Source organism: Agromyces bracchium, assembly GCF_009709675.1.
Lineage (GTDB): Bacteria > Actinomycetota > Actinomycetes > Actinomycetales > Microbacteriaceae > Agromyces > Agromyces bracchium.
The window spans coordinates 1-12,775 of sequence record NZ_WMLB01000037.1 but is presented as its reverse complement, the minus strand read 5'-3'; the positions used below and the strand labels follow the sequence as shown (position 1 = coordinate 12,775).

Sequence of the window (12,775 nt, the reverse complement as noted above, 5' to 3'; positions counted from 1 at the left end):
ACCCGCCATTTTCCGGGACTCGGCGTGCGGTCCGTGGGCCCGCACGCATCGGCGCCTCGGCGCCTCGGCGTCGGCGGCCGGACGCCCGCGCCGTGCCTGCCCGCGCGACTCCCGGGAACTGGCGACTGGACCCGCCATTTTCCGGGACTCGGCGAGACGTCCGTGGGCCCGCACGCGCGCCGCGGCGACGCGACATCGGCCGATCGGCCGAGGCGAGGCGAGCCTCCCGGCCGATGTGCCGCGCGGCCCCCGCGACGACGATCGACGCATGACCACGACCGCCGCCACCAGCCACCGCCCCGGCCGCCGACCGCGCCGCCCCGAGTGGCTTGCGCCCGCCGGCCTCATCGCGCTCAGCATCGTGCCGATGCTCGGCGGCGCCTCGCGCCTCACCTCGCTCGCGGCCGGCGCCCCGGCGACGGCCGAGAACGCCCGCTTCGTCGAGTCGCCCGTGCCCGTGGTCGTCCACATCGTGGGCTCGGTCGTGTTCCTCGTGCTCGGCGCGCTGCAGTTCGCGCCATCCCTCAGGCGTCGACGCTGGCACCGCATCGCGGGCCGCATCGTCGCGCCCGCCGGCCTGCTCTCGGCGGGCTCGGCACTCTGGATGACCCTCCTCTACGACATGCCCGCGATCAACGGCCCGGCCCTGTTCGTGATGCGACTCGTGTTCGCGTCGGCGATGGCCGCCGCGATCGTGGTCGCCTTCGCCGCCATCCGTCGCGGCGACGTCGTGACCCACAGCGCGTGGATGACCCGCGCCTACGCGATCGGCCTCGGCGCGGGCACGCAGGTGCTCACGTTCGCGCCGTGGTCGCTCGCATTCGGCGCGCCCGACCAGCTCATGCACTCGGTGCTCATGGGCGCGGGATGGGTGATCAACCTCGTCGTCGCCGAGGTGATCATCCGGCGACGGGCGGCGCGGATGCCTCGCGGGCCCCGTCGTTCCCGTACTTCCGGCCGATCCGGGGCGGCGACCGCGCGCCTATCATGAGGGGCATGACGAGCCCCGCCCGGGCGCTGTGGGATGCTCCGGCCGCCTCCCCGCCGCCGCCCCGCCGGGTCTGGCGCGACTGGGTGCTCGTCGCGGCGCTCCCGCCGCTCATCCTGATCGAGGCGATGCTGCGAGCGGATGTCCCGTGGCGCTGGCTCTGGGCGGTCGTGCTCGTGGTGCTCGTGCCGACCCTGCTGTGGCGGCGCATCCGGCCCTTCACCGTGCTGGCGATCTCGTTCGCCGTCGGATCGACGGTCGGGTTCGTGGTGGGCGGCGACCCGCAGCTGATCGCGACGGCGTACGTCCTGATCCTCGTGTACGCGGTCATGCGATGGGGCTCGGGCCGCGCGATGCTGGGCGGCGCGGCGCTGGTGGTCGTCGGAACGCTCGTCTCCCTGCTGTTCAGCGCCCCGACGCTCGGCGACGTGGTGGGCGGCATATCCGTCGCGGCCGCGACGATGACGCTCGGCGTCGCCTTCCGGCAGCGCGCGGCGGCGCGGGCGCGCGAGCTCGACCGTGTTCGGCTGCTCGAGCGCGAGCAGTTCGCCCGCGACCTGCACGACACGGTCGCGCACCACGTGTCGGCGATCGCGATCCAGGCGCAGGCGGGCCGGGCGGTCGCGGAGTCCGATCCGGCCGCGGCGTCTGAAGCCCTTCGCGTGATCGAGGGCGAGGCGTCGCGAACGCTCGACGAGATGCGTTCGATGGTCGGGGTGCTCAGGCGAGCGGATGCCGCGGAGCTCGCGCCGACGCCCGGCATCGCGGACATCCGGCGTCTCGCACGGGTCGGAGCGAGCGTTCCCGGCGCCGCGGATGTCCTTCGATTCAGGAATGGCGCCGCATCGTCCGTCGCCACCAGAGACGGCGGTACCGAGTCCGCCCTCGACGATCCCGCGGCCGGCGCCCTTGGATTCAGGAACGGCGCTGCCTCGTCCGTTGCCACCCGAGACGGCGGTTCCGAGTCCGCCCCCGGCGATCCCGCGGCCGGCGCCCTTGGATTCAGGAGCGCCGGCGTCGATGCCTCCTCCCCCGCCGAGGTCGGCGGTTCCGAGGCCGTGCCCGGTGACCCGACGGTCGAGGTTCACATCGACGGCGACCCCGACGCCGTCCCGCCCGCGGTCGGAGCGGCCGTCTTCCGCATCGTGCAGGAAGCCGTGACCAACGCGCGTCGGCACGCGCGCGACGCGTCGCGAATAGATGTGCGCGTTCGAGTCGATGCGGCCGGCGTGCGCATCGACGTCCGCGACGACGGTGCGCCCGCGGCATCCGTCGCCCCCGGATTCGGCCTGACCGGCATGGCCGAGCGAGCCGCCGTGCTCGGCGCAACCTGCACGGCGGGCCCGGCGGCCGACGGCCCCGGCTGGGCGGTCATCGCCGAACTCCCGAGCCGCGGATGGTCGGCGTGAGCGACCGCGCGCCCGTGCGGGTGCTCATCGCCGACGACCAAGATCTCGTGCGCGCCGGGCTGCGCATGATCCTGAACGCGCAGTCCGGCATCGAGGTGGTCGGCGAGGCCCGCGACGGGGCCGAGGCGGTGGCGCTCGCCCGCGACATCCGCCCCGATGTCTGCCTGCTCGACATCAGGATGCCCGTCATGGACGGCCTCGAGGCGACGCGCGTGCTCGCCGGCGCTGAGGTCGCCGACCCGATCCCCGTCGTCGTGATCACGACGTTCGACCTCGACGAGTACGTCTACGGCGCGCTGCGCGCCGGCGCCCGGGGGTTCCTCCTCAAGAACGCCGGGCCGGCGATGCTCGCCGAGGCTGTGCACGCGGCCTCGCGCGGCGACGCGCTCATCGACCCGAACGTGACGGTCCGGCTCATCGAGGCATTCGCCGGGTCGGATGCCGCGTCCGCGCGATCCGCGGCGCTGCCCCCGCCCGCGACCCCGCTCACCGACCGCGAGGAGGACGTGCTCGCCGCCGTCGCCCGCGGCCTCGGCAACGACGAGATCGGCCGCGCGCTGCACATCTCGCTCAGCACCGTCAAGACGCACATCGCGAGCCTCATGGCGAAGATCGGCGTCCGCAACCGCGTCGAGCTCGCGATCTGGGCGCACGAGCGGGGCGTCGCGCGCTGAGGGGGGGTGCCCGACGCCGCGCGCGGCGCTACGCCGCGGATGCCAGACCCGCCGAGGATTCGGCCTCGGACTCGAGGATCGCGACCAGCTCCGGATCACTCTGCCGCACCTCACGCTCGATCGCGCGCCGCAGGATGGGCTCGGCGAGTCGGGTGAGTCCGTGCGTGGTCATGCGCATGACGCACGTGAGGAGCGTTCCAGCGGAGTGCGGCTCGACGCGGTACTCGACGTCGCCGGAGATCGACCCGTCGTTGATCTCGAAGGCGACGAGGCGACCCGGCTCGAACCGGACGAACCGGTTGCGAGCCTCGAAACGCCGCCCGGCGACCCGCCGGACGAAGGCCTGCTCGGTTCCGACTCCGATCGGCCCGGGGGTGAGCCGGCGTACCTCGATGAGCCCCGACTGCCACTTCGGAGCGTTCGTCTGATCCGCGACGAACCGGAACACGTCTTCAGGTGCCCGCGCGATGACGACGTGAGACTCGATGGTGAACATCGGTGCCCCCTTGTTCAGATCGTAGTGTTTCACTAGAGCGTCGCTCTAGTGGGGCGCACTATGCTCTCGACCGTGACCAGCGACAAGGGCAGCACACGACGCGATCAGGCACGGCAGACCCGGCGCAAGATCCTGGATGCCGCGCACCGCGAGTTCCTGGAACGCGGCTTCCATGGCGCGACCATGGCTGCGATCGCCCGGCGCGCGGGCGTCGCCAACCAGACGGTCTACTTCGTGTTCCACACGAAGACCGCGCTCATCAGCGCGGTGATCGACGACGCCGTGCTCGGGCCCGACGATCCGACCGTTCCGCAGCAGAGCGAGTGGTGGGCGGCGGCCCAGGCGGCGCCGACGGCGCGGGCCGCGCTCGAATCGTTCATCCGAGGCGCCGCCCCGTTGCTCGAGCGCGCCGCGCCGGTCTCTGAGGTCCTGCGGGCGGCCGCGCTGACCGACGAGGAGGTGATGGCCGTCCATCGGTACCACGACGGAATGCAGTCCACCGGTTATCGTCAGGTCGTCGAGATGGTGGCCGGCAAGGGGCCTCTCCGCGAGGGCGTCACCGTGGACACGGCGACCGACGTGCTGCTGACCCTCTGCGGTGACGCCCTGTGGGTCCAGCTGCGACAGGAACGAGGATGGCCGTTCGAACGGCTGGTCGACTGGATCGTCACGACCGCGGCGGAGGCGATGCTCGCCGAGCCGCATCGGTGATCTCGATCGCGGCGGACGACATCCGCCTCCCAGAATCAGACGGGTCGATCGGGGCAGTCCAGCAGCTTGGAGCCTGTGACCGGGTCCACCGAGATCACCCCGATGCAGCCGTCCGGAAGCGGCACCTCGCGCGACGGGCCCCACCACGGCGCGGTGGCCTGCGACGCGGCCTCCTCCGCGGCCTTCCTCGCCGCCTCCTCGGCAGCCGCCTTCTCGGCAGCGACCGCGTCCTCGTGCGATTTCTCGGCCGCGGATGCCGCGAGCAGCCAGCGCGGAACCGCCGCGAGGCCGGCGCCATCGCCTGCCTCGGCGAGGACGGCCTCGCGTGCCGACCGGAGCTGGGCGACGGATTCGGCGGAGGCCTTCTTCGAGGCCGCGACGACGCGGTTCGTCAGTGCATCGATGTCGGCGACCACGGCGGCGGTGGCGCGCCTCGCCGACTCGCACGCCGCGTGCCGCTCGATCGCGGCGAGGCGCATGCGGGCCGATTCCGTTCCGATCGCCGCACGGAGGTCGCCGAGCAGGTGGATCTCGTCGACGAGCTGGTCGCGCGTGGGGCCGGAGGCGTCGGAGTACTCGAGTAGCTCGATGACGACGGCGGCCGGCTCGGCGAGACTCGCCTCCGCGCCCGCTCGGATGATGGCCGCGGTGCCCATCGTGATCGTCGGGCCCGCGAAGCGGCCGGGTTGGGCAACTGCGGGCTGCAGCAGGTTCGCGCCGTCGCGGGCGCAGCGGTCGGCCTCCTCGGCCATCGCGCGGTCGGCGTCGACGCGCACGTTCGCCATCTCGATCTCGCTGAGAAGTCGATCGCGCTCAACGGTGAGTTCGGCACGGGCCTCGGCATCCAGGCCGAGCGCTCGGATGCCGGTCGCACCGGCTGCGGACACCACCGAGACGACAAGCAGCACAGCGATCGCGAGCGGGCGGCGCCACAGCCAGGATCGGGCAGCGTCAATGGACATGCAGGGCTCCATCTGCGGTCATCGGGGTCGCCGCTCCCCAAACGTAGCGGGCCGACCCCACCCGATGGATCACGGAACGGAATCGATCCCCCGTATGCCTGCGACGGTGCTCATCGGCCCTGTCAGTGTCGTCGCCCGCGGACGTCGTCGATCACGCTCTGCGCGTACCCGACGCGGATGGTGCCGGAACGCCCCGTTCCTCGAGTCGCCGATTGAGCTCGTCAAGGAGGTCGCGGACGGTCTGCACGTCGAATTCGTGCTTCATCGCGTCGACAGCGAGTTCTCGTCGATGAAGATGTTCAGGTCGCGCAGGCGCTGCGGGGTCGAGGTCTTGGCCTTCTCGCGAAGCGGCGCGAATCGGGAGACGTACCAGCGTCGGTTCAGCCGCTCCGGCTTCGCCCAGTCGGGACGCCGTGGCTCGGGGATGGCGTCGCCGTAGACCGCTCGGAACAGCTGTTCCCAGCGCGAGTCCTTGATCTGGGATGGCCGGCGCTCCAGTTCGGCATCGCTCAGCTGTTCGACGTCATCGCGCAACACGGATGCCGCGTGCGTGATGAGTCGCAGCGCGTAGCTGCCGTCGCGTTCGTCGAGCGCATCGTTGACCTGGTCCGTGACCGCAGCCGGGGCGTAGTCCGCGTACGCAGTCGTGGGAGTTGTGCCGAGGTCGAGACGCCGGTCGAGCGCGCCAAGCGCGCGCTCGAGGGTGTCGAGCCTGATGCGGCCATCGCGCTCCGACCGTTCCATCTGCGAGATCGCGCCTGCGGTGACACCGAGACGCTCGGCGAGCTCGGCGCCGGTGAGCCCGAGCTCCTCCCGGGTGGTGCGGATCAGGTCGGACATGCATCAATGATAGCTATAACTGATACTCGTGCAATACTCTCCGGCGGAGGGTGCGGGCAGATGCGACGAATCCCGGGAAAGGGTGCGTCAGGCAACCATTTCCCGGGATTCGGGGCGTGGGGTGGTCTCGATACGCGCCGCCTGCGGCGGTGCTACTCGACCACCGGGCTAGGCAGCGAGGTTCACGGTGGCGTTGGGCACGGATGCCACGACGAAGTCGCCGTCGGCGGCATCCACGCGCACCGCCTCACCGTCGCCGAGCGCGCCGGTGACGAAGAGGTCGGCGATGCGGTCGTCGATCTCGCGCTGGATCAGGCGACGCAACGGTCGGGCACCGTACTCGGGCTCGTAGCCGCGCTCCGCGAGGAGCGCCACCGCGGCATCCGTCACCTCGAACGCGATCTCGCGAGCGGCCAGTCGCGACTCGGTCGCCGAGAGCATGAGCCGCACGATCTGCGCGATCTCAGCGGACGACAGCTTCTGGAACAGCACGATCTCGTCGATGCGGTTCAGGAACTCCGGCCGCATGGCCTCGCGCACCTTGCCCATCACCCGGGCGCGCACATCGTCCGAAGACGAGAACCCCGAGCCATCCGCCGACGCCACGAACCCGAGCGCACCCGACCGCGACGCGAGGAACTCCGAACCGAGGTTCGAGGTCATGATGACCACCGTGTTGCGGAAGTCGACCGTGCGACCCTGCCCGTCGGTCAGGCGTCCGTCGTCGAGCACCTGCAGCAGCAGGTTGAACACGTCGGGGTGCGCCTTCTCGATCTCGTCGAACAGCACAATCGAGTACGGGTTGCGCCGCACCCGCTCGGTGAGCTGCCCGGCCTCGTCGTAGCCGACGTATCCGGGAGGGGCGCCGACGAGCCGCGACACCGTGTGCCGCTCGCCGAACTCGCTCATGTCGAAGCGGATGATCGCGCCCTCGTCGTCGAACAGCGACGACGCCAGCGCACGCGCCAGCTCGGTCTTGCCGACGCCGGTCGGCCCGAGGAACAGGAACGAGCCCACCGGTCGCTTCGCGTCGCCCATGCCGGTGCGGTTGCGACGCACCGAGCGGGCGACGGCGGTGACCGCGTCGTCCTGCCCGATGACCCGGGCGTGCAGCTCGCCCTCGAGGTTCGCGAGGCGCTCGCGCTCGCCCTCGGTGACCCGGTTGACCGGGATGCCGGTGGCCCGCGAGATCACGGCGGCGATCTCGGCCTCGGTGATCGAGTAGGACGCTTCAGCGCCCGTACCGAGATCACCCTGTGCAGACGGGTCTCGATACGCTCCGCTGCGCTCCGCTACTCGACCACCGGAGGTGGCGGCGTCGAGCCGCTCCTGCACCTTCTCGATCTCGTCGCGGATGCGCGACGCCTCCTCGTAGTGCTCGGCGCGGACGGCCGCGTTCTTGTCGGCCTCCAGGTCGGCGAGGCGCTCGATGAGGGCGGAGACATCCACCTTCACGCCCAGCTTCAGGCGCAGGCGCGCGCCGGCCTGGTCGATGAGGTCGATGGCCTTGTCGGGCAGCACGCGGTCGGTGAGGTACCGCGCCGAGAGCTCGACGGCGGCACGCAGGGCGTCGTCGGTGTAGGTGACGCCGTGGTGCTCCTCGTACGCGGGGCGCAGGCCCTGCATGATGAGCACGGCGTCCTCGATCGAGGGCTCCCCCACGCGAACCGGCTGGAACCGGCGCTCGAGCGCGGGGTCCTTCTCGATGGTGCGGTACTCCTTGAGCGTGGTCGCGCCCACGAGGTGCAGCTCGCCGCGGGCGAGGCGGGGCTTCAGGATGTTCCCCGCGTCCATGCCCTCACCGGCACCGCCGGCGCCGACGACCGAGTGCAGCTCGTCGACGAAGACGATCAGCTCGCCCTTGTGCTCGGCGATCTCCTCCATCGTCTTGGTGAGGCGCTCCTCGAAGTCGCCGCGGTAGCGGGTTCCGGCGAGCATGGCGGGAAGGTCGAGTGCGACGACGCGCTTGCCGAGCAGCGCCTCGGGCACGTTCTCCTCGACGATCGCGCGGGCGAGGCCCTCGACGATGGCGGTCTTGCCGACGCCGGCCTCGCCGATCAGCACGGGGTTGTTCTTCGTGCGGCGGCTGAGGATCTCGATGGTCTGCTCGATCTCGTCGGTGCGCCCGATCACGGGGTCGAGCTGGCCGTTCGCGGCGCGCTCGGTGAGGTCGAGGCCGAACTTGTCGAGCATGGGCGTGGCGGATGCCGCGGCATCCTTCTGCTCGCCCATGCCGCCCATCTCGGCGCCGGCGGACGGGTCGGATGCCACGTGCTCCCCCAGCCCGGCCGCGAGCGCCTCGGCGGTGACGCCGGCGCGCGCGAGCACCTGCCCGGCGGGGGCGTCCTGCCCGAGCACGAGCGCGAAGAAGAGGTGCTCGGGGTCGATGTACGTCGACCCACTCGAGCGTGCGACCTGGTACGCGTGGAACAGCGCGCGGCTGGCCGACGGGGTGATGGTCGCCGCGTTGGCGTCGGCGGTGTCGGATGCCGCGGGCAGCCGCGCCTCGGTCGCCGTGATGATGCGCTCGGGCGACGCGCCGACGCGGGTGATCGCCTGCGCGACGGACTCGTCCTCGACGATGACGCGCAGGATGTGCAGCGCGTCGAGCTCGGTCTGTCCGCGCTCGAGCGCGAAGCGTCCGGCACGCTGCAGGATGCTCTGGGTGCGCGAAGTCAGGAACCGGCTGAGGTCGATCGACCGCGCCTGCCTGGCCTGCTCACCCGCGAGGTAGCGGCTCAGGAACTCGTCGAACGAGCTCGAGCCGGCCTCGTTGAAGTCGTCTGGCACCTAGGTCCTCCTGGGGAACTTGAGTTGGGTACGCTCAAGTTTAACAAAGAGGCCAGCGCCGTATTCCCGGCGGAGTGGAGCCTGTTGCCAGAACTGTCAACTCCGAGCTAGACTTCTGGGATGACGAGGGGTGACACGGCAGCATCGCTCCTTCGCGAGCTTCGAACCAAGCAAGGAAGAACGTTGCGCGCGGCAGCTTCCGAGATCGGCGTCACGCCATCGCAGTTGTCTCGGATGGAGCGAGGCGAACGGACGGTTGGCGAAGGCACGGTATCTCGCCTTTCCGCGTACTACCAGGTACCCGCAGAAGTAATCAACCTCTCGCAGGGGCAGGTGCCAGAAGACGTAGTTTCGATCCTGCGTGAACACCCCGAGGAACTAGCCCGACTGCGAAACAAGTATCGCGGATGACGGCCGGGCTCAACCCAACGGTTGCGCCTTGGGTGGCGATCCTCACGGGACAGAATTTCGGTCCGTACACGCTGGAACGTTTCCTCGGCGCCGGCACGTTCGGGCTTGTATTCGAAGCAGTTAACCATTCCACCAACGGTCGATTCGCGGTGAAGGTTCTGATCCCCGGCGCAAACGCTGAAGCTATCCTGGACTTTCAGAACGAGGGCATCCTGTTACAACAGCTGAACTCCTGCGAGGGAGTTATTGGCTATGTGGATGGTGATGTTCACCATATCGACATGTGCACCGGCATCGCGGGAGTTATCGTCCCGATGGCAGTGCACTACCACGTTCTGACGATGGCATCCGGCTCACTCGACGAACTCATCAGCAATCCCGTGGCGCGAGCAAGGCTTGGATGGATCGAGAAGCTCAAGATCTGGCGCAGCGCAGTCAAAGCTCTACATCAGATGCACCTCCGCGCTGTCGCGCACCGAGATCTAAAGAGCAGCAACTGTCTATTGATGATTCGCCAGAATCAAACGCACGCACGCTGGGCGGATCTTGGCCGCGCGAAGGACATGCGGAGCCCCGCGAGTCGTGCACCCGTCGAATACCTTCACGGTCGCGGAGACATGCGGTTTGCACCGCCCGAGTACTTGTACCTGCAGGGTGGTTCAGCCGCGGAAGACTTCATCGCGGCGGACTATTACGGGCTCGGTTCATTGCTCGTTGAATTGATCTCGGGACACCCGATGTCCTCGCTCGCACTTGGGGATATCCGGGCGATTCTAACCGAGGCAGAGCTCGATCTCATCGCCGGACGTCGACGAGATCTTTCCTCCCTTGATCTGAAGTTTCGCAAGGTCATCGCGGATCTCGTCGAAGTCCTGCCCAGATCAATTCAAGTCGACGTCAAGGTCTTGCTCAGTACCCTCTGTCACCCCGTTGCAAAAGCGCGTCTCACTCGGTCACCGTACAGGCGTGATCGCCTCAATCGAGATGGCCTGGAATGGATATTGCGCAGAGTTGACATCTTGATCAAGCGTCTCGAGATCGAACACAGAGCAGCAGCGCGATCGAACAACAGATTGGAGGTCTCAGCCTGATGAACGGATTCGGACTCGGAATACTGTCGGTGAATGACGCCGATGCAGCTTTCGTCGCGGAGTCGGCTCAGCCAGTCCCTCCCGGCACAAAACGCCGTCAGTTCGGCTCGACGCCGGTCCATGGCGCTCGGCGTCGCGAGTCCGAAGCTGTACGCCGGGCTATTGAGGCCAACATCTCGATAACGGTAGAAGCAGCCCAGGCACAGGTTGAGCGTGACCGAAACTCCACCACGCTATCCGGGCTTGCGCAGGCCTTCGAGATCGCTGGTGAGCAGAAGGCTGCAATCGAGTCGGCCACCGAGGCGCTCCGTGCATGCGTATCACAGTCGAACAGCTCGACGTCGGAAGCGGCTGACCCGATGTCGGCGCGGCTGGCCCTTGAGGTGCTCTTCAGGTCTGACCGCGCGGACGATGCGCTGGGATTCGCCATGAACCTTCCGCTAAGCAACCAGCTGAGGCTCGTCGTCGGAGCGACCCTGGCGAGTGCAGGCAGATGGGATGAAGCGCACGCCTTCGTGGATGCCGCTGAAGCCCCAGAACGTGATGCCGTGCTGGGTTTCATGCTCGCGCTAGAGGGCAAGAGTCAGGCTGCCGTACCTCACCTGCGAGCCGCCCTTCGCCACGCGCCGGATGACGCCGACTCTGCGTTCAATCTTTCGATCGCCCTCTGGACAATGGGAGCTCGCAGAAAAGCTCTCCAGGCTGCGCTGCAGGCTACGCGTTCATCACCCGGTCGCCAAGACGTGGCTCTGCATTATCTCGAGTTGCTTCTCGCTGAGGATTCAATTGAGCGATTTGATGATGAGGTTGATGCCCTAGAACGACTCGGCGTTGATCCCCCGACGCGCCTTATCGTACTAAAAGCTCGAGCCAGACTCGCTCGCAATGACGTTGCACGAGCCATGAAGTTGCTGCAGCAAGCCAGTGCCCGAGCGCGTTCTGAGGACGATCGGGAGACGATCGCCGAAGTCGAAAGTAATCTCATTCGCCTTCGTGTCTTGCGTGGAAAGATTAGCCGCGAGGAAGCCATTGCCGAGCTCATCAAATTGCACGATGAGTTTCCGACGAGCGACGTGATAGTCGCCAGTCTGGCGCAGGTGTCGTACCGAAAGAAGCACGCCCGGGTGCTCCGACAGGCGTTTGGGCGATTGCGCGATCAAATGCCTGCGGCCCGTCGAGCGTTCGTGGAGTATGAGATTGCATCACTGGAGGGAGATAACGCGCAGGCTGCCGCGCTTGCCTCCGAATGGATGACCGCCGAGCCAGAAAATTCTAGGGCATGGACCGCTGTACTGATTGCGTCTGGGATCGGGCAGGAAGACTGGCCACGGGTGGTTGACCTTGCTCGTCGGGCCTTGGCCGAGGCTAGCGATGACTTGACGCTCATCAATAATGCGTCGTATGTGCTTGCGATGGCGGGGTTCGGCAATGAGGTGATTGAGGTTCTGGAGCCACACGCCGAAACTGACTTCGTACTCAAAGCAACACTGGGCCTCGCCTACTTGTCAGTTGGACAGGTTACGCATGGGATGAAGCTCTATCGCCAGGCGGCGGAGCTTGCCGAGAAGAGTGATCCGGATTCACGAAGCCTTATGACCGTGTATCAGGCGATGGTTGTTCGGCAGCTCGGTCTGCTGGACGCGACGGATGCGACGATGCTGAGTGCGGTTTCACTTCCACCCGTACAACTACCTGATGATTGGCGTGATCGCCCGGAGTTTCTGCGGCTCGAACACGTGGCAGTGAAGCGCGGGTATGAATGGCCCATGAGGCTCTAATATCGGACTCACGAGTTCGCGAAAAGTGACGACTCGCCGTCGTAGAGCATCCGCCCGCCACCCCTCGCGGGGAGCGGATCCTGCGGGGTGGCCGACCCGCAGGACGATAGGCCGTACCTGTCGTGACACCTCTTGCGCAGAGAACGGGGAGGCGAATTGGGCCACGCGATCCTCCCTCTTCTTGGTACCGACCATCGCCGTGCACGCGAGCTTCTCGTCAACCCGCGACCGAAGTGTAGGTCGGCACCCCACGCGCCGACCTTCTCCGACAGGAAGTCGGCGAGGTCCAGCATCAGCTTCGCCGTGCCGTCTTCGACCGCGCCCGCGACCTCAGCGCCCCGGCGGCGCCGTCGACGCTCGCGGAATGAGGTTCGGCAGCGCCATCCGAATCCCCCGATCCCCCTCCTCCGGCGACAGCAGCAGCTCGAGCGCCGTCGAGGCGATCTGTTCGAAGGGCGTGCGGACCGAGGAGAGCGCCACCGGCAGGCGTGAGACGAGGGGGATGTCGTTGTAGCCGACGATCGAGAGGTCGGTGCCGATGCGGAGGCCGAGGCCGCTCGCCGCGGTGAGCACGCCGATCGCGAGGTTGTCGTTCGCGGCGAAGACCGCCGTCGGGCGGTCGGGG

General features: G+C 68.2%; 12 protein-coding genes. 7 read left to right on the top strand and 5 right to left on the bottom strand.

All coding sequences use genetic code 11. The features are described 5' to 3' along the window. The first annotated feature begins 268 nt into the window (after positions 1-268). From GJ743_RS15855 to GJ743_RS15845, 3 genes are read left to right on the top strand one after another with little or no spacing between them, the layout of a single operon-like run. Entirely contained in the window at positions 269-991 is a 723-nt protein-coding gene (locus tag GJ743_RS15855; protein WP_155052880.1) for a DUF2306 domain-containing protein, read from the top strand. A gap of 5 nt (positions 992-996) precedes the next feature. Continuing rightward, positions 997-2,397 (top strand): sensor histidine kinase, encoded by a 1,401-nt coding sequence (locus GJ743_RS15850; protein ID WP_196217026.1) that lies wholly within the window; start codon positions 997-999, stop codon positions 2,395-2,397. Further along, the gene (locus tag GJ743_RS15845) at positions 2,394-3,071 is read left to right on the top strand and encodes a response regulator transcription factor (protein ID WP_328289268.1); all 678 of its coding nucleotides are present in this window, start codon (positions 2,394-2,396) and stop codon (positions 3,069-3,071) included. Before GJ743_RS15850 ends, GJ743_RS15845 begins: the two co-directional genes overlap by 4 nt. 28 nt (positions 3,072-3,099) lie before the next feature. Here GJ743_RS15845 and GJ743_RS15840 read toward each other — a convergent pair whose 3' ends face one another. Next, complete coding sequence (locus GJ743_RS15840; RefSeq protein WP_155052877.1) at positions 3,100-3,567, bottom strand: SRPBCC family protein; 468 nt, start codon at positions 3,565-3,567, stop codon at positions 3,100-3,102. Positions 3,568-3,639: 72 nt separating this feature from the next. Here GJ743_RS15840 and GJ743_RS15835 point away from each other — a divergent pair, with 72 nt between their 5' ends. Next, positions 3,640-4,278, top strand: coding sequence for a TetR/AcrR family transcriptional regulator (locus tag GJ743_RS15835; protein WP_328289267.1), 639 nt, complete (start codon positions 3,640-3,642; stop codon positions 4,276-4,278). Positions 4,279-4,313: 35 nt separating this feature from the next. On the opposite strand, the gene GJ743_RS15830 is transcribed toward GJ743_RS15835, so the two are convergent. The 3 genes from GJ743_RS15830 to GJ743_RS15820 form a co-directional block, all read right to left on the bottom strand. Next, the gene (locus tag GJ743_RS15830; protein ID WP_155052875.1) at positions 4,314-5,240 is read right to left on the bottom strand and encodes a hypothetical protein; all 927 of its coding nucleotides are present in this window, start codon (positions 5,238-5,240) and stop codon (positions 4,314-4,316) included. A gap of 261 nt (positions 5,241-5,501) precedes the next feature. Beyond that, positions 5,502-6,080 carry a helix-turn-helix domain-containing protein gene (locus GJ743_RS15825; RefSeq protein ID WP_155052874.1) on the bottom strand — a complete coding sequence of 193 codons (579 nt, stop codon included), beginning with the start codon at positions 6,078-6,080 and terminating at the stop codon, positions 5,502-5,504. 168 nt (positions 6,081-6,248) lie between these two features. Continuing rightward, complete coding sequence (locus GJ743_RS15820; RefSeq protein ID WP_328289266.1) at positions 6,249-8,870, bottom strand: ATP-dependent Clp protease ATP-binding subunit; 2,622 nt, start codon at positions 8,868-8,870, stop codon at positions 6,249-6,251. Between the two features lie 120 nt (positions 8,871-8,990). Between GJ743_RS15820 and GJ743_RS20415 the strand changes: the two genes are divergently transcribed. From GJ743_RS20415 to GJ743_RS15805, 3 genes are read left to right on the top strand one after another with little or no spacing between them, the layout of a single operon-like run. Then, positions 8,991-9,281 carry a helix-turn-helix domain-containing protein gene (locus GJ743_RS20415; RefSeq protein WP_155052873.1) on the top strand — a complete coding sequence of 97 codons (291 nt, stop codon included), beginning with the start codon at positions 8,991-8,993 and terminating at the stop codon, positions 9,279-9,281. Beyond that, on the top strand, positions 9,278-10,372 hold the full coding sequence (locus tag GJ743_RS15810) for a protein kinase domain-containing protein (protein ID WP_155052872.1): 1,095 nt from the start codon (positions 9,278-9,280) through the stop codon (positions 10,370-10,372). The genes GJ743_RS20415 and GJ743_RS15810 overlap by 4 nt, the downstream gene beginning before the upstream one ends. Next, positions 10,372-12,150 (top strand): tetratricopeptide repeat protein, encoded by a 1,779-nt coding sequence (locus GJ743_RS15805; protein WP_155052871.1) that lies wholly within the window; start codon positions 10,372-10,374, stop codon positions 12,148-12,150. The genes GJ743_RS15810 and GJ743_RS15805 overlap by 1 nt, the downstream gene beginning before the upstream one ends. A gap of 330 nt (positions 12,151-12,480) precedes the next feature. Here GJ743_RS15805 and GJ743_RS15800 read toward each other — a convergent pair. Beyond that, positions 12,481-12,775: substrate-binding domain-containing protein (locus GJ743_RS15800; protein ID WP_196217025.1), on the bottom strand; the 295-nt coding region annotated here is incomplete at its 5' end.